Annotated in this window: 14 protein-coding genes and 1 tRNA gene; 9 read left to right on the forward strand and 6 right to left on the reverse strand. The window is 42.6% G+C overall.

The genetic code is table 11. The features are described from left to right. Positions 1-335: 335 nt before the first annotated feature. Positions 336-1,439, forward strand: coding sequence for a serine/threonine protein kinase (locus LCH52_10425; GenBank protein MCA0388898.1), 1,104 nt, complete (start codon positions 336-338; stop codon positions 1,437-1,439). Positions 1,440-1,441: 2 nt separating this feature from the next. Here the strand turns inward: LCH52_10425 and LCH52_10430 are convergent, their stop codons facing one another. Continuing rightward, a complete protein-coding gene (locus LCH52_10430) occupies positions 1,442-2,035 on the reverse strand; it encodes a hypothetical protein (protein MCA0388899.1) in 594 nt (197 codons plus the stop codon). A gap of 124 nt (positions 2,036-2,159) precedes the next feature. Further along, a complete protein-coding gene (locus LCH52_10435; protein ID MCA0388900.1) occupies positions 2,160-2,585 on the reverse strand; it encodes a transcriptional repressor in 426 nt (141 codons plus the stop codon). 121 nt (positions 2,586-2,706) lie between these two features. Between LCH52_10435 and LCH52_10440 the strand changes: the two genes are divergently transcribed. The 7 genes from LCH52_10440 to secG all read left to right on the forward strand — a co-directional run bounded on the left by LCH52_10440 (position 2,707) and on the right by secG (position 11,392). Further along, positions 2,707-3,120: a MerC domain-containing protein gene (locus LCH52_10440; protein MCA0388901.1), complete on the forward strand. Its 414-nt coding sequence runs from the start codon at positions 2,707-2,709 to the stop codon at positions 3,118-3,120. Between the two features lie 121 nt (positions 3,121-3,241). Next, the gene (locus tag LCH52_10445; protein ID MCA0388902.1) at positions 3,242-4,357 is read left to right on the forward strand and encodes a DNA alkylation repair protein; all 1,116 of its coding nucleotides are present in this window, start codon (positions 3,242-3,244) and stop codon (positions 4,355-4,357) included. 92 nt (positions 4,358-4,449) lie between these two features. Beyond that, positions 4,450-6,549 carry a S46 family peptidase gene (locus LCH52_10450; GenBank protein MCA0388903.1) on the forward strand — a complete coding sequence of 700 codons (2,100 nt, stop codon included), beginning with the start codon at positions 4,450-4,452 and terminating at the stop codon, positions 6,547-6,549. Between the two features lie 173 nt (positions 6,550-6,722). Beyond that, on the forward strand, positions 6,723-9,212 hold the full coding sequence (locus LCH52_10455; protein MCA0388904.1) for a hypothetical protein: 2,490 nt from the start codon (positions 6,723-6,725) through the stop codon (positions 9,210-9,212). A 14-nt stretch (positions 9,213-9,226) separates the two neighbouring features. After that, on the forward strand, positions 9,227-10,915 hold the full coding sequence (locus tag LCH52_10460; protein MCA0388905.1) for a hypothetical protein: 1,689 nt from the start codon (positions 9,227-9,229) through the stop codon (positions 10,913-10,915). A 64-nt stretch (positions 10,916-10,979) separates the two neighbouring features. After that, positions 10,980-11,056, forward strand: a tRNA-Met gene (locus tag LCH52_10465). Positions 11,057-11,074: 18 nt separating this feature from the next. Next, a complete protein-coding gene (secG, locus tag LCH52_10470) occupies positions 11,075-11,392 on the forward strand; it encodes a preprotein translocase subunit SecG (protein ID MCA0388906.1) in 318 nt (105 codons plus the stop codon). Positions 11,393-11,441: 49 nt separating this feature from the next. Here secG and dacB read toward each other — a convergent pair whose 3' ends face one another. Beyond that, positions 11,442-12,668 carry a D-alanyl-D-alanine carboxypeptidase/D-alanyl-D-alanine-endopeptidase gene (gene dacB, locus LCH52_10475; protein ID MCA0388907.1) on the reverse strand — a complete coding sequence of 409 codons (1,227 nt, stop codon included), beginning with the start codon at positions 12,666-12,668 and terminating at the stop codon, positions 11,442-11,444. A gap of 101 nt (positions 12,669-12,769) precedes the next feature. Here dacB and LCH52_10480 point away from each other — a divergent pair, with 101 nt between their 5' ends. Next, positions 12,770-13,570 (forward strand): TIGR00730 family Rossman fold protein, encoded by an 801-nt coding sequence (locus tag LCH52_10480; GenBank protein MCA0388908.1) that lies wholly within the window; start codon positions 12,770-12,772, stop codon positions 13,568-13,570. Between the two features lie 140 nt (positions 13,571-13,710). Here LCH52_10480 and rpsU read toward each other — a convergent pair whose 3' ends face one another. The 3 genes from rpsU to LCH52_10495 all read right to left on the reverse strand — a co-directional run bounded on the left by rpsU (position 13,711) and on the right by LCH52_10495 (position 16,444). Beyond that, a complete protein-coding gene (rpsU, locus tag LCH52_10485; GenBank protein MCA0388909.1) occupies positions 13,711-13,902 on the reverse strand; it encodes a 30S ribosomal protein S21 in 192 nt (63 codons plus the stop codon). Positions 13,903-13,915: 13 nt separating this feature from the next. After that, on the reverse strand, positions 13,916-14,296 hold the full coding sequence (locus tag LCH52_10490) for a hypothetical protein (GenBank protein ID MCA0388910.1): 381 nt from the start codon (positions 14,294-14,296) through the stop codon (positions 13,916-13,918). Positions 14,297-14,371: 75 nt separating this feature from the next. After that, complete coding sequence (locus tag LCH52_10495) at positions 14,372-16,444, reverse strand: DEAD/DEAH box helicase (protein MCA0388911.1); 2,073 nt, start codon at positions 16,442-16,444, stop codon at positions 14,372-14,374. Between the last annotated feature and the right edge of the window lie 359 nt (positions 16,445-16,803).

Below are 16,803 nucleotides of genomic sequence, written 5' to 3' on the forward strand. Positions count from 1 at the left end.
TTTTCGACATCCATTCATATCGAAAAACTTCACCAGAATCGTGCCCACATGTCGCCACAAGGGCTATCTCGATGATGGTTGTCCCGTTTTCTACCCACATGTCGCCACAAGGGCTCAAAATCCAATCCGTGACATCCGTGCTAAATCCGTGAAATCTGTGGAACTATTGAAATCCCCCTCTGCGAGACTCCGTCTAATCTGCGTGTATCTGCGTACTCAAATAATCTATCCCCTATCTCAAAAAATTTTCGCGAAATCTGATTTTTTTTATATAGTTTATAAATAGAAATTCAAGAAAATCTGAAACTCCAAATAATTTAATTTTTGGTAAAGATATGAGCCAAAGAATACAATCTTATGAAGTAATGGAAAACATCGGGTACGGTGGCATGGCAAAGGTCATGAAAGTGCGACACCACATCACGGGTGAGATTCGTGCCATGAAGATGCTCTATGAACAGTTTGCCATCGATCCCCACATGAGGGAAAGATTTGAAGAGGAGGCGAGAAACGCCGGCAGACTTCGCCATCCCAACATCGTTCAGGTATATGATTATATAACCGAGGGAAACTACCTCTGCATCATTATGGAATATATCGATGGTAAACCCCTCTCAAAAGTGATCGGCAAAGAAGTGGGACCGATCGTCCCTGAAGTGGCGATACCCATCTTTATGCAGATAGCCTCGGCAATCGAGCACGCACACAATCTCCCTAAACCCCTGATTCACCGCGACATAAAACCTTCCAACATCCTCATTACCAAAGACAAAACAGCTAAAGTTACCGACTTCGGTATAGCGAAAGTCCTCGGTGGTGACAGTCATACTGCGACAGGAACAATGCTCGGCACTCTTGAGTACATGAGTCCTGAACAAATGAATGGTAAGGATGTGGATCAAAGAAGTGATGTTTACAGTCTCGGGATGACTTTGTATGAAATGCTCGCCGGAAGACTCCCTTTTGGTTTCGGTTCACAGGATTCAGTACTCGATAAAATCAGGGTGATTAACCAGTCAAAGATTCATGACCCAAGGGATTACTACCCCCACATCCCTGAATATCTCGTGGAAATTATACGAAAAGCCATACAAAAAGACAAAAACCTGAGATTCAAATCAGTCTCCGATTTCATTGAAGCAATCGAAATAAAGGCATTCGTTTCCTCACCGTCCCTCGAGAGTTTTGCTCCCGAAAACGAGGTGCATCAGGAGCAAAAAAAAGAGGAGACTGTTTCCCGCAATCACCGAAATTCGGAAACGGTTGCCCAACACGACTGGTCCGGTAAACTAAAAGAGGATAATGTTGCTGACGACGAAGACGAGGATGAAGAAGAAGAATCAGGCAGTGGCTCTTTCTATCCTCTGGTTATTTTCCTGGTTGCCGTGATCGGTGGTCTCATTTACCTTATTATTCAGCTCTTAAAACATAAAAATTAAACTTATGGACGCAGTACCGAAATAATGTGCTGCTCGGAACATTTATACCCTCTGTTCGTTGGTATCAGTCTGAAATTTTTGTAAACTTTTACATCAGACTTTTTGTCCTGTCTTCTGTCTATGGTTGACTGGAATTCGGTGATATAGGCTGAAATTGTACCACTGTCAAATTCATATGCAACAAGATCTGTGAAGTAGTGGTCGAGAGGGTCTGTATTATCGAAAAATTTGAAGAGTGTGCTCCTCATCTTTTCCCGGTCGAATGTATTTTTTCCGTAGATTGCGGGATATGAATAAAGATCTGCCAGTTCTTCGGTCAGTTCTTCTTTATTGGCTCTGCTGTATTCATTGAAAAAAGTCCAAATCTCTGACAATTTCCTGTCGTCTCTCACTCTCGTGGAATCGGGCTTCCTTTCTTCAGGCTGCTTTGCATACCCCGGAGTAGTGTCAACAATAGGTTCTTTAACTCTATCTGCTTGAGCTTCCTTATTCCCTTCTTTATTGGTTGTAATCACAAAAAGCCCGACTACTATCAGGAGTAACACTATGATTATTCCCATCAAAATCATCACTGTTTGGCTCTGTTTCGTGCGCATGGTTCCCTAACTCCAATTCTTGCTAAAATTCTTAAATGCAGCAATATTTCCGGTCAAAAATAATGACCAATTTATCCTTTAAACATAAAAAAAATTTTGATCAGAGCAAGAGTTTGACGAAATTTTAACTGATTGAGCAGGCTTTACAGATTCCGGTGGCGGATATCTCCAGCGATTTCACACTATATCCGTCAGGAATGTCAAGTTCGGGCTGCCTGTGGTAATTGAGGCAAAAGGTTTGTCCACACGAGGAACAAAGGAAATGGATGTGGCGGTCTTCATGACGGTGGGTGTTACACGAACCGGAGGAACATAGAGCATATAGAACAGTGCCGTCACCTGTTGCAATCTGATGGATGATCCCTTCCTCCACAAAGGTATTCAGAGTACGGTAAACAGTCACCCTGTCGTAATCATCACCGATATTCTCCTTTATCTCTTTACACGACAAGGCGGTGGATTTATCGAGAAGTGCTGAAACAATCTCTTTGCGGATGGTGGTGATTCGAACTCCATGCGACTTCAGCAGTTGTTCCGGTCGGTTGCTCATAAATTCTTTTTCATTTTTCACACTGCAAATGTAATATTATTATTTTATTTTTGCAACATTGTTGCAAGAATGACAAATTCTTTTTACATTTGTAACAGCAAAAACAATTTTTCCGGAAAAAATGAAATTTAACCATTTGGAACACAACAAGATTCATAACATAGACAAGACAGGCATTACCGTATCCACTCTCTGCCTTATCGAATGTACTCTGAGACCTGTAATTCTTACTGCTCTTGCTTTGAATAATGTCGGTGGATTTCTCCATGATCTCCTCGCTCTCCTTGTGATTCCCGTTTCCGGTTATGCTGTTTATAAAGCATGGATTTCTCACCGGAATCCTTTTATTATCTCTCTACTTGCCATAGGGACAATACTCATTGTCTCCTCCTCTCTTCTGCTCGGTGACGCACACGACCACGGCCATTCAGGCTTCGAATTGAACACTCATCTCATTATGGTTATTGCCGGAGGTGTCTCCCTGATTACAGCACACATAATGAATACAAAATACTGCAATTCCTGTACTGTCTGAGCTGTTTCCTGCCGGGGAAGGAATTGTAATTCCATCCATCCTTGAATAAAACAGTTCGTCACTTTTTAATAATAAAGCAAACCCTTGCCTGATTACATTCCCGTTTTAATTTTTGGAAATAATGGAAGAAAAGTTCCTCCTCAGAAATGTCTATAGCACAACCGGCGTTTCGCATCTCGCTGCTAACATAAAAGCTGTTTATAATGAGTTCGATGATAAAGGATTTTGCTCCGTTGTCAACTCAAAACTTGAATCTCTCGGATTCGGTGAAAGAGGCAATCTCATCTCGAAATCGCTCGACCTGTTTCTCCCCAAAGACTTCGAAAAAGCGGCAAATATTCTGTTGGAGGCATTGCCCCCTGTTGGCAGTGATGAATTGAAGGGGTATGAAGGATTCATTATAATCCCTCAGGCAGGTTTTATCTCAAGAAACGGAATGGATTATTTCGATCTTTCGATAAAAGTTCTTTTCGAAATGACACTAAGATTCAGTACTGAAAACGATATCAGACCATTCCTGATCCGTTACCCCGAAAAAACCATTGCCCGGTTGAAGGAACTCGCCCGTCACCCGCATGCTCTCGGCAGAAGACTCGCAAGTGAGGGTACAAGACCCAGACTCCCCCTGTGCGGCAGACTCGATATTTTCATCAAAGACCCCTCGCCTGTCCTCGAAATTCTTGAAATATTAAAAGACGATCCCGCTCTCGTTGTCAGACGGTCAGTGGCAAACAACCTGAACGACATTTCCAAGGACAACCCGGAGGTGGTGGTTGAAACTCTCACTCGATGGAAAAAGAACGCTTCACATGAACGGGAATGGCTCATAAATCATTCGTTGAGAACGCTCTATAAAATGGGACATCCCAAAGCTCTCGAGCTGCAGGGTTACCCTGTACAAACGGAAATATCACTAAACAGCTTTTCCATCTCGAAAAAAGCTATCTCACTCGGTGAATCCCTTGGTCTTGATTTTATTCTCGAAAATAAAGGTGATTCTCCTGTAAAACTGATGATCGATTACGGCGTCCATTTCAAAAAAGCGAATGGTGCCAATAAACTAAAAGTTTTCAAATTGTCTAAAAAGACACTTGAACCCCGGCAGCAGATTAAATTTAAAAAATCTGTTCCGTTCGTTCCGATAAATACCCGTGTATTCTATCCGGGTGATCATATTATCGATTTAAGGGTAAACGGCAATGTTCTCGGAAGCTGCAACTTCCATTTGTCGCTGTAATTATTGAACCATTTCTCGCTTGAATGAAGCGATATTTTTAATTAACTTTAGAGTTGCGTTTTTCAAGCTTTAAAAACCCCCAAAGGAGATATATGTATATAACTTTCTTCAAGTCCTTCAGAAATGTGGCTCTTACAGCCCTGCTGGTGGTCTTCTCACTTTCCGCCACCGTCTTCGCACAGCACACAGGAGTAAATCTTGATACTGTAAAAGCCGGCAAATTTGATACAGGAAGGATGTGGACTTTCGACTTCCCGCCTACTGATCACTTAAAATCAACCTACAACTTTTCACCCGATGATGAGTGGTACAGCAATGTAAGAATGTCTGCACTTCGCTTTGCCGACTATTGCTCTGCTTCATTTGTTTCCGCCGACGGTCTTGTAATGACAAACCATCACTGCGGCAGGGAGAGCATAACCGGAGTCTCCAAAGAGGGCGAAGACCTTCATAAATCGGGCTTTTGGGCTTCTACTCTCGCTGAAGAAAGAAAAGTTGACGGACTCTTCGTTGAACAGCTCGTTTACATCGAAGATGTGACCTCCAAAATCCGCGAAGCCATGGATTCCGGTACCACCGATGACGAAAAACTGAAAACCAGAGACGCCAAGAAAAAAGAACTCGTCGAAGAACTTAAAAGCAAAGGCTTAAAAGGACAGGTTATCACCTTCTTCAACGGCGGTAAATATTCCCTTTATGGTTTCAAAAGATATAATGATGTAAGACTCGTATTCGCTCCCGAAGACCAGCTCGGTTTCTTCGGAGGTGACCCCGACAATTTTACCTACCCAAGATATAATCTTGACTGCACCTTCTTCCGTGTTTACGATGAGAATGGTCAACCGTTAAAAACAGATCACTACTTCAAATGGAGCACAAACGGCGCCATGACAGGTGAACCGGTTTTCGTAGTAGGTAACCCCGGAAGCACCAACAGACTTTATACTGTCTCCATGCTCGAATCGCAGAGAGATTACACAACCCCCGTTACAATTGGATTTTTGAAATCACTTGTGAATTCATATTCAAAATATCTTGAATTGAAGCCTGAAAAAGCTTACGAAATGAACGATCAGCTCTTTAGCTTTGCCAACGGCTTAAAAGCCACCAACGGTCAGCTCGAAGGGCTCCTTAATCCTGTCTTCATGAAGAAAAAACAGGACTGGGAAGCAAAATTCAAAGCTGCAGTTATGGCTGATCCTAAACTCGCTTCCGAATATGGCGAACTTTGGGATAAAATTGCAAATGGCAGAAAAAAAATGAATGAAGTATTCAACGAACTGAATGCATTCAGAGTAAGACCGATGATCTTCTCACAATACTTCCTTACCGCTTCAGGTATCGTTGGTGCTGCCAAAAAAGGAAACAAACCTGAACTTACAGTGTTCCCCGATGACTTCGATCAGACAATGTCGGAACTTCTCTTAAAAGAAAACATCGCTTTTATCAGCGGACTCATCGGTACGAACCACCCTGCATTCATCGCCCTCACAGGCGGAAGAACAGGTGATGAAGCCGTTAAATACCTCCTCGAAAAAAGCAGACTTACCTCAAAGGATAAAGTTGCTGAATTTCTGACTATGGAAGTTGAAGATATTCTGAAATCAGACGATCCTTTTATCAAGTACGCTCTTCTCGCTCAGGAAAAAGTAAAATCGCACAGCGATATCGTGAAGAAATCGCAGACCGAGGAAGCCGTTTTTCTTGAGAAACTCGGCAGAGCTGTCTTCGAAGTTTATGGTACTACCATTCCACCGGATGCAACTTTCTCACTCAGAATTTCTGACGGTGTTGTAAAAGGTTACGACTACAACGGAACCACCGCTCCACCAATCACTACCTTCTACGGTCTCTACGACAGATACTTCAGCCATGGTAAAAAATTCCCCTGGAGCCTCCCCGAAAAATGGGAAAATCCACCAGCAGAATTTGATCTGAGTGTTCCGTTCAATTTCGTTTCAACAAACGATATCATCGGTGGTAACTCCGGTTCCCCTGTTATCAACCAGAAAGCTGAAATTGTTGGTCTTGCTTTTGACGGCAACATTGAAAGCCTTCCGGGACAATTCATCTTTGATGAAACTGCAAACAGAACTGTTTCTGTCCATTCTTCCGGAATGTATGAAGCTATAAAAAATCTTTATAAAGCTACCAGACTCGCTAACGAGTTAAAAAATGGCAAACTTGATTAATCTCTGATTGTTCAACAGACCCCCGTTTTTCAAAGCTGTCGCCTTCCCCGGTGACAGCTTTTTTTATTTCAAGACCCCTTATTCAGGCTATTTTCATAATTCTGATCAATTAATTCTGCAATTTTTCTTATATTTCACTTGTATGCAAAAAAACATTTAATTAGGAGCAAAAGATGGCACTTTTTACAGGTGGCAAGAAACTTGAAAAACTTACACAGGATAATGAGAAACTTACAAAAGAAGTAGCCAAGTTAAAACAACTGCATGACAAAATCTCCCGCGAAAGCAGCGAACTAAGGATGGAGAAGGGAAACCTTCTTATCGATATCGAAACCTTAAGATCGCAGCTCAATACTTTCATGGAGAAATATGTCGATGTTGAAGAACTCGAAAAAAGAGCCGAAGAATTAAAAAGTGAAATTGCAACCCTTGAATCTTCATCGGGAATGCCATCGGAAACGGTTATTGCCTATGATGAAATCCCTGAGCATCTCCGCTCTGAAATTGAAGAGCTTGAAAGAAGAAGGGCTGCGCTCCAGACTGAAATTAACACCAAAGAAGCATACCTTGAAAAACTGAACCAGCAGTTCGACCTCCTCGAACAGGCTACCCTTAACGCCGCTCCAATGGCTCAGCCGCAGATTGCCGACCTCTCCGAATTGAACTCGGAACAGGAAACCCTTCAGGAAATTATTCTCGACCTTCGCAGATCAAAACACGAACTCGAGGCAGAAATTGCTGAACTGCAATCTCAAAAATCAAGTTTCGAAATGCCTCATTTCACTCCTTTTGTTACAGAACCCGAGCCGGTGTCAGTTGTCGACAATTCTGAGGAATTGTTCCAGCTCCGCACTCAACTCGAAGAAAAGGAACTTCAGCTTATTCAGCTTCAACAGCAACTCTCCGAGGAACTCGCTGACAGAAATCTCGAAATCAGCTCGTTACGGTCACAGCTTGAAGAAAGAGACCGTAAGATAGCATCCATGGGTCTCGATGGCATCAGCATTGAACCATTTGAGTCGCCCGAACTGCCTTCTTATCTGACAGGTGATTCAGCTCCCGAACCGGTGAGTGAAACACCGGATTTCGACAGGTCGGAGCTTGATGAAATCATTTCTCAAAAAGACCTGCAGATCGATAACCTTCAGGAAACAATCGCATCACTCCATCAGGAAATTGAGAGCCTGCAGGAACTCATCCTCAAAATGGAAGAGGAAAAGGCCAATACTCCGATGCAGGAAATTAATTTTGAATCGCCGGACGATGAACCGCTGAATCCACCGGTTGAAAACAGTGATTTTACGATGCCTGAAGTTGAAAGCACTCCTCCACCTGTGGAAGAAAAAGTCGTGGATGAGGAAACTTTCCAAATGCCCGAATTCGATCCTGCTAATCCGCCTGAATTCCCCGAAGGGTTCGACTCGGAACAAACAGCAGCTTTTATGGAACAGTTTGAAGCTGAAATGGAAAACATTAAACAGCTAAGACTGGCACACGACACCCTGCAGGAGGAAAACAGTGAACTCGTTGCCAGACTGACGGAAAGCGAATCCCATCTGATTACAGCCAACAAGATGCTGACCGATCTCCAGCAGGAGAATGAAAGATTAAATCAGGAAGTGGAAGCTCTAATTGAAGAGGTTGATGCACTTAAATCTCAATCTGCACAGATCTACCAGGCTGAAAATGCCCCGTCATCTTTCGATGAAAAAGAAAAAATCCTCTCCGACTATCTGGAAAAAAGGGAGAAACTCAGCAGCGAAGTCTCATCCCTGAAATCGGAAATTGACAGACTCTCATCACTCGCAAAAGCACAGAATGATGAACTGAATTCCATGAACGAGGAGTTACAATCGCTTCAGGAAAAAAGATCGGAAGCACTTCTGAACCTGCAGCAGTTCGAAGAGAAAAAATCACTCCTCACGAAAGAAGTGATGGAACTCGAAAACACAAAACACTCGGTTGAGGGTGAGGTTACCAACCTGAATGATACCCTGAGTGGTCTCGAATCTGCATCTAAAGTCCTCGAGGAAAAACAGCTCAAAACCGAAGAACTCGTACTCGAAGCTCTTCGCTCGTTCAATCAGGAAATCGTTTCCCTCCGGGAGCATCAGACCAAACTCAGAACTGATATCATGGAGAAGGAAAGACTCAAATCGCAGAAGGAATCTGATATCGAACAACTCGATCTCCAACTGGGTGAGTTAAAGTCGGAAATCAAAATTGCCGAGAAAGATCTCACGAACATCCGGCAGCACATCCACAGCCTGAAAGAGGAAAAAGATCAGTTGAATAAAAATCTCTTCGAGCTCAAAGACACCGAAAAACGGATGAACCTGATTGTGCAGGAACTCAAGAAAAACCGTGAAAACCTCAAGGAAGAGAATAACGAGCTCGAGAGGAAACTCTCCTCGATGTTCAACAGCTTCTCGAAACGACACGCTGACCTTGAAGGAAGAAGGGCCTCACTCGAAACTGCAATAAAAGAAAGGCAGTCTGATCTCACCGGTTTGCAGGATGAAATTGAGAACGGTTCGATTATGCTAAACCGTGTGAAGTCGGAGCTCCAAAGCCTCGAACATCAGAAAAACGATCTCGTTAACAGTATCGAAAAACTGAAAAAAATTGAAAAAGAAGCCCACGATTCAAACAATGAATTTTAAGCGCGGTGCTATCCATGGATGAAAATTTCGACAGCGGATCAATGTCCCCTGATACAAATAACCAACTCGACATTAAAAAACTGGAACTCGACAGACTCAGAACCGAAGAGGAACAGCTCGTTGCCAAGATTAAAAAATTGCAACAGAACCTCATTGATCTTGAGACCAAGGAGACCGCCCGTTTAAGCAGCTTCAAGTCACTTTACTCCAAGGAAAGGGACATGCTCCTCTCCGAGGTTGAGGCATTGAAGCAGGAAAAAGCACTGCTCGAACAAAAAAATTCGGAACTCGGCGAAAAAATTGACAACAGTGAAGCCAAACTGATAGCTGTAATCTCCGACCTCGGAAGCAAGACCCGCTCGGTGGCAGCTCTCGAGGATTACCTCCCGCAATTGCAAAAATCTGTCGAGAATAAAGAGGGAGAGTTCAACTCCATTCTCAATAATATCGAACTGAATGAAGAAAAACTGCTCCACCTCTCCAAAAGACTTGAAAATGCAAATCGCGACCTCGATATCAGAAAGATTCAGCTCGAATCGTATGAAGCCTCCATCTCAAGCTCACAGCAAACAGTAAATGAGCTCGAAGATAAAATCACGAAATATGAAAATCTCAAAAACGAAATCTTCAGAAATATTAAAAATGCCCTCCTGAAGGAAAGCGCTCTGAAGGAGAAAACCGGTCGCTTGAAGAAGCATCTAAACTCTCTCGAGGAAAACAGGTACGAAATCGAGTCAAATATTCTGAAGACCGAAGAGCATTTTATTACAATGGCTTCTGCCTACAGACAGGAGATAAGCGATCTCAAGGTTAAAGTTCGCGAAATTTCAAAAAAACTGATTGACAAGGAGCTGATCCTTTTTAGAAAATCAGAGGAAATTGCAAAGAAAGAAAAAGCAATCACCAATCTGGAAATCGAGTTCCGTTCCATCGTTTATCGTGTAAAATCGGGTAATGAGGAAATTGAATCAATTTCTGCAAGAAAATCAAAGTTGCAAAATGAAATAATTGAACTCTCGGCACAAAAAACCGGTCTCGAAAATTCAGTTAATGCAACGATATCCGAACTCGACAAAGCCGGTGAAAAATCGCACGAGACAGAGGAAAGTTTCCTTAAGGTGATACAAAGCTTCAAAGAGGAAATTGAAGCCCTTAGAAGAGCCCGTGACGAAGCCAGCAACGAATATTCACTCATCGAGCAGAGATTGTCTCTCCTCAAACTTGAATCTCAAAAATCGGAAAGATCAATCTCCGGTATCATCCTCGAAAATGATCAGCTCGCTGCTGAAAGAGATATTCTCAGTAACGAAATAACCAAACTGGTCGAACTTAAAACCCGGCTCGATTCTGCAGACCCCGAAAACATCGAGGAACACATCGAATCGCCTGTCACTTCTGAAAATGAAGACGAACCTGATAAAAAAACGGATCTGGACGAAGAGGAAGTGAAAGAAAGGATAATGCCTCCTTATGGCTACAGTGGCATTGACAAGGAACTGCTCAGCTACCTTTCTTCAGAGCTCAAGGATTTCGGAAGCGAATCAATAAACAAAGAACTTGAAAGCCTGACCGCTGCTCTGATTGATGGCAATGATGCATCACCCGAACCCGAAATAAAGATACAGACTCCTGCCAATTCGGAGGAATTAAAGGATCTGATAAAAAAAATTAACGAATCTCCGGATGATGAAAGAGAAAAATAAAGAATCTGTTTGTTTATTTCTGATTGCATTGTTATCTTAGTGTCTTGATTTTTTTAATTTCCCCGGCGGGGTAGCTCAGCAGGTTAGAGCAGTGGAATCATAATCCACGTGTCGGGGGTTCGAGTCCCTCCCCCGCTACCATATTTTTTTGGAGAAAAAATGTTTACCTTTTTTAGTATCGTTATCATTCTGTTGGCTATCTTTCTTATACTGGTTGTCTTGACACAACAGTCCAAAGGAAGTGGTTTAACTGCGACTTTCGGTGGTGGAAGTGTTGGTAGCATGTTTGGTACACGCCGTACGGCTGACTTTCTTTCTAAAGCAACCTGGGTAATGGCTGCTACCATTGCCATTCTTACCATTCTCGTTAACGGTTTCTTTCTTCCGACTGGATCAAGCGCTGAAAGCGTTATCCAAAAGGGCGGGTCAAATCAGACTGCTCCTGCTAATCCCGGTGGAAATCAACCCGCTAAATAGTCATAAAAGTTTATTGAATATAAGGCTGTCCCAAAAAGGCAGCCTTTTTTTATAGCTTGTCTATAAGCAGATTAAATATCTGATCCTGCAGCCCTCTGTAATAGTCTGGATAGCCGTATGAATAGTTGAAGAAAACAGCTCCTATCATGTCCCTCCCCCTCTTTGTCTTGAAATAACCGCTTAATGTAATAACACCCGAAAGTGTGCCCGTTTTCCCCTTCAAATTATTGTCGCCGTTTGCCTGTTCCATCCGTGAACGCAGCGTACCATCCACACCGGATATACTGAGAGTTGAAAAGAACTGCGATCTAAAAACCTGATTCCCGTAAATGTACTCATATATTTTAACTATCACACCCGTGGGAATTTGATTTCTCCTCGACAAACCGCTTCCGTCTGCCAGACTCGTCCCTTTCAAATAGGCACCCGACTCATTCAAAAAACCGATGCAAAGCTTAATTCCGTTTTTTGTATTTCCCCTCTCACCGTTTACTGCAGCACTAATCAGTTTCATGGTATATTCTGCGTAAAAGTTGTCGCTCCGCTTGTTCACTATTTTCAGCAACTCTGCAAGCCGCACTTCCGAAGTTGCAACAAGACTGCAACCGCGGGGCATAACTCCGGATACCGCTTTACCGTCAATTCTTATCCCCTCTTTCTCGAGAGCGGCTTTCAATTTTTCAGCTATTGCAACGGGAGGTGTGGTGAATTTGTTTCCTGTTATCCAGATGTTTTTGTCGAGCACGAGAGCTGAAAGCGGATAGGTTTCATAATCATACTCGCCGCTCCCGACATACTGCGACCGGCTGTAGAGATCATCGAAATAGCTGTCATCACCGACGATATTCCCGGTTATCTCTCTCACACCGCTCTTCTTGAATTTGGCAACAAATGTTTCAAGGTCTTTCGTTGTAAAAAGTGGATTCCCCAATCCTTTCAGGTACAGATCCCCGGTCAGCACTCCTGTTGTGCTGATACTTCCTGAATACCTTAATTCTGTTGCTAATATAAAATCCCCGCCAAGCAGGTGGAGTGCCGCCGCACTTGTTACCACTTTGGTATTGGATGCAGGTATCATAACATTCCGGTGGCCGTAAGTGTAAACCGTATCGTTTGTCTCGGCATCAACAACCAGAATCGACCACATGGTCCCGGCGGGCATGGCAGTGAGGATATTGTTTATTCCCGAACGAACATCATGGTATTGAGCCAAAAGGGGGAGGGAAACAATTAGAAATATCGTTATGAAATAATTAATTTTTAATTTTTGCCGCAAAATCGATTTTCACAGGATTATTTATAAAGTTTACTTAATTAACTTTAAAGATATGAATTATTGATTTTATTGAAAAACATAAAATAGAGGAAACAGTGGATATGACAAGAAGACCACCGAAATCTTATAAAAATGAAGAATTCCTGAACTCGTCCGAGGGCAGAACTGTAAGAATCCTTTCTGAATATCTCGACCCCGAAGCCAAATTCAAAAGAAATAAAATTACCAACACTGTTGTTGTGTTTGGATCAGCCAGAATCAAACCGCTTAGTGTGGTTCTTGAGAGGGCAAAGCAACTGGAGAGTTCCGGGAACGCAACTGAAGAAGACAAAAAGCAACTCGAAAGAGAGCTCGCCTCTGCCAAATATTATGATGATGCAGTAGAGTTCTCACGCCTTACGGGTGAATACCTGGTCTCGCGAACCACCGAAGATAAAGGCTTTGCGATTGTTACAGGTGGAGGACCCGGGATTATGGAAGCCGCCAATAAAGGGGCAACCCTTTCCGGGTGCAAGTCCGTGGGTCTTACAATCAGCCTCCCGAAAGAGGAAAGCATGAACGATTTCGTGATAGACGAACTTGGATTTGAGTTCCATTACTTCTTCATGAGGAAATTCTGGTTCGCATATCTTGCGAAGGCTGTCGTTATTTTTCCCGGCGGGTTCGGTACTCTCGATGAAATGTTTGAGATTCTGACACTGGTGCAGACGAAAAAGATGACAAAGGAAATGAAAATTATTCTCTATGGAAGTGATTTTTGGAAAAATCTGATCAACTTTGATAAACTGATTGAGGTGGGCACCATTTCACCCGAGGATGTAAATATTTTTGAGGTACATGATACACCTGAGGATGCATTCGAGTCACTCAAAAAGTACCTCGATGTCCGGCTGGTCAGGTAGTGATTATACTAAAGAAGGGGCTTGCATAAAAAGCAGGTCCCTTTGTGTGAAGAATAGACTAAAAAAGGTCTGTGTCGTTCTATCTTCCGATAAAAAGACACAAACCCGTTATAAAACCTTATGAGAACTGAAGGATTATATTAATCCTTGTTGTCAGTCCTGTGAGCTCTTCTCTCCGCTTTAATCCTCTCAAGTCTTTTCTTGATTGAAGGTTTAACGAAGAATGTCCTCTTCTTAAATTCTTTTAATATGCCGGAGCGTTCATACTTCTTTTTGAAGCGCTTTAACGCTTTATCTATAGATTCGTTCTCTTGTACAGTAATGCCTATCAAGCGAATACCTTTCTTAATTGATGGAAGCTAATAACTTTTTAATACCTTTACTTTGAAACTCAACAGTAAGCGATATCTTTGTTGGTGAAAGTTTGGACTTCGACTTTACAACCCCGAAATCTTGCCATTCTTTATGATAAAGAACAACGCCTACTTCATAGTCTTTGGCTGGCGAGTAGTCAACTGCCTCACCCATGTCAATGTCTTTTACCGATATCTTGTCGTCTCTGATGATATCATCAACTGAAATAACAAGTTTGTTCTTGCATTTTTTGCAGTGTGCCCAGTACATGTCTTCGCCAAAAGCCTCTCCCGCGGGGGTAGAGATTTCCATCTTGGTTACAGATGCGCAGGTTCTGCAAAATGCTTCTATGTTTTTTGTAAGTCGTGCCATATAAATTAAATTTTAGCTTTAAAATATACGGAAGATTTTCCCCTTTTTCAAGTGAAAAGGGGAAAATCATCTGTGTTAAAACTGTTTTTTTTCTCTTTTTTTGTATTTATCACCGAAAGAAGGCTTGTCTGACTTCCTTTCGCGGGAATTAAACTCCTTAAAGCGTCTTGAACCCTCTCCGCCGCCGGCACTTTCAGAGCTTCCGCCGTGTCCGCGGTAACCACCTGAAGAGCCTTCAGAGCTTCTTTTTCCTTTGTAACCACCACCCGATGATCCTTCAGAACTGCGGCTTCTGTTAAAGCCGGAACCACTTGATGATGATCCTTCGGAACTGCGACTGCGGCCATATCCGGAACCGCCCGAGGATGATCCTTCGGAGCTTCTTCCTCTGCCACCGCCGTATCCGCCGCCACCACTTCTGTTGCCGCCTTCAGAGCTTCTGCTTCTGTTGCCGCCACGGTAATTGCTTCTTCCGCCTTCAGAGCTTCTGCCACGATCGCCACCAAAAGATGCTCTTCTTGGTCTGTCATCCGAACCCGTTTTGCTCTTACCCTCTGAAATTTCGACCGAAATGGTTCTCCCTTTATAATCTTTCCCACTGAATGAACTCATGATTACATCGGTAAACTCGGAATCCGCTTCAAAAAATGAAAAGTTACGCTGAAGTTCGATGTCACCAATCTGTATATCTGAAAATCCTGTGTACTCGTTAACGAGTCCCATGAGGGTTCCCGGCTTCAAATTGTCTGTCTTTCCAAGATTAATAAAAAATCTTGTGTAGTTCACATCAGATCTTGAATTCTTGCCTGTCGATTTTCCCTCTTTTGGTGTTGAGAGTTCAGCAGTATTTTTATAATAATCGAGGAAGCGGTTAAACTCAACCGAAACGAACTTCATAATCAGTTCTTCCCTGTCGAGCCATTCAAGTTTTCTGTAGATTTCAGGCAAAAATGATTCGATCTGAGTGTAGTCAACTTCCACTTTTTCCATTCTGTCGATAAGGTGGAAAAGCTGTTTTTCGCAGATTAATTTACCGGCAGGAATTTCTTCATAGGTAAACTTTTTATTGATCTGTTTCTCAATCCGGCTGAGAATGTGCTTCTCTTTTGCATTGGAAATAACAATCGAAGTCCCTTTTTTTCCGGCTCTGCCTGTTCTTCCGCTTCTGTGTGTGTAGAGTTCTATCTCTTCGGGAAGGCTGTAGTTGATAATGTGTGTCAGGTTGTCAACATCAAGACCTCTCGCAGCAACATCAGTTGCAACAAGAATCTGCAGGTGTTTTATTCTGAATTTGTTCATTACCTGGTCACGCTGAGCCTGACTCAAGTCCCCATGAAGTGCATCAGCATTATAACCGTCTTTCATCAAAAGATCTGCCACTTCCTGGGTTTCTCTTCTTGTACGGCAAAAAACGATACCGTAAATCTCGGGATAAAAATCCACGATTCTTTTCAGTGCAAGATATCTGTCTTTTGCATATACCTGATAACAGACATGATTTACATTCTCGGCACCTGAGTTTTTCTTTCCGACTGTAATTTCAATCGGGTCTTCCATATATTTTTTAACAATTCCGGTAATTTCTGAAGGCATGGTTGCAGAGAAAAGAAGCATGTTCTTGTCTGCAGGTGTCTCGGATAGTATCGCAACGAGTTCATCTCTGAATCCCATGTTCAACATCTCATCAGCTTCATCGAGAACCACAGTCTCTACTTCGGAAATGTTTACTTCTTTACGATGAATAAGATCGAGTAATCTGCCCGGAGTGGCTGATATTATCTGAGCTCCGTCTTTCACTAATTTTATTTGTCTTTCGATGCTCGCTCCGCCAAACACAGCGGCAATTTTTACACCCGTTTTATATTTTGAGTAGTTTGCAAGATCATCGGCGATCTGCAGGCAAAGTTCTCTGGTCGGACTTAATATAAGTACCTGAATCTTTTTCTTTGCAGTATCAAGATTCTGAAGTATCGGTATGCCGAACGCTGCGGTCTTACCGGTACCTGTCTGTGCAAGGGCTATAATATCCCTGCTGTTATCTTCCAAAAGTAATGGTATTACCTGTTCCTGAACTTGAGTGGGCGTTTCAAAGCCAAGTTCTGTGATGGCTTTAATGATGCTCTCTTCAATTCCAATTTCTTTAAACATAAAATCCTTAAAAGGTTGGCGACCGGCGTAAGACCCCGAACGGGAGTTTGTAACTCTGTTGTCGTTCTCCGTTTTCTATACGGAATTGCGGGATACTGGCTGATCAAAATAAATAAATGTCAAACCCGAGGCAGAAACTTCCGAGCCGGAAGTGTACAAGTTGATAATAAAACGAATAGAAAGATCTGATTGTCGGGGGATACCGTGTTTTTTGTCTTTTTGGAAAGTTTTATACACCAATTGCCGCTCTTGCAGGCTGTTTCGAGGAAATTTTAATTTCCAGCACATAATATACTAATTATTCCACACATAAACTAATTTCGAGTAACTTCAGAACTCCGGAACCTCAGAACTCCAGA

The sequence above is a fragment of the Bacteroidota bacterium genome (assembly GCA_020161395.1).
GTDB lineage: Bacteria > Bacteroidota > Ignavibacteria > Ignavibacteriales > Ignavibacteriaceae > UTCHB3.

Coding starts and splice junctions, on each gene's coding strand:
- LCH52_10425 (MCA0388898.1), top strand. CDS start 336: ATGAGCCAAAGAATACAATCTTATGAAGTAATGGAAAACATCGGGTAC.
- LCH52_10430 (MCA0388899.1), bottom strand. CDS start 2,035: ATGCGCACGAAACAGAGCCAAACAGTGATGATTTTGATGGGAATAATC.
- LCH52_10435 (MCA0388900.1), bottom strand. CDS start 2,585: ATGAGCAACCGACCGGAACAACTGCTGAAGTCGCATGGAGTTCGAATC.
- LCH52_10440 (MCA0388901.1), top strand. CDS start 2,707: ATGAAATTTAACCATTTGGAACACAACAAGATTCATAACATAGACAAG.
- LCH52_10445 (MCA0388902.1), top strand. CDS start 3,242: ATGGAAGAAAAGTTCCTCCTCAGAAATGTCTATAGCACAACCGGCGTT.
- LCH52_10450 (MCA0388903.1), top strand. CDS start 4,450: ATGTATATAACTTTCTTCAAGTCCTTCAGAAATGTGGCTCTTACAGCC.
- LCH52_10455 (MCA0388904.1), top strand. CDS start 6,723: ATGGCACTTTTTACAGGTGGCAAGAAACTTGAAAAACTTACACAGGAT.
- LCH52_10460 (MCA0388905.1), top strand. CDS start 9,227: ATGGATGAAAATTTCGACAGCGGATCAATGTCCCCTGATACAAATAAC.
- secG (MCA0388906.1), top strand. CDS start 11,075: ATGTTTACCTTTTTTAGTATCGTTATCATTCTGTTGGCTATCTTTCTT.
- LCH52_10480 (MCA0388908.1), top strand. CDS start 12,770: ATGACAAGAAGACCACCGAAATCTTATAAAAATGAAGAATTCCTGAAC.
- LCH52_10490 (MCA0388910.1), bottom strand. CDS start 14,296: ATGGCACGACTTACAAAAAACATAGAAGCATTTTGCAGAACCTGCGCA.
- LCH52_10495 (MCA0388911.1), bottom strand. CDS start 16,444: ATGTTTAAAGAAATTGGAATTGAAGAGAGCATCATTAAAGCCATCACA.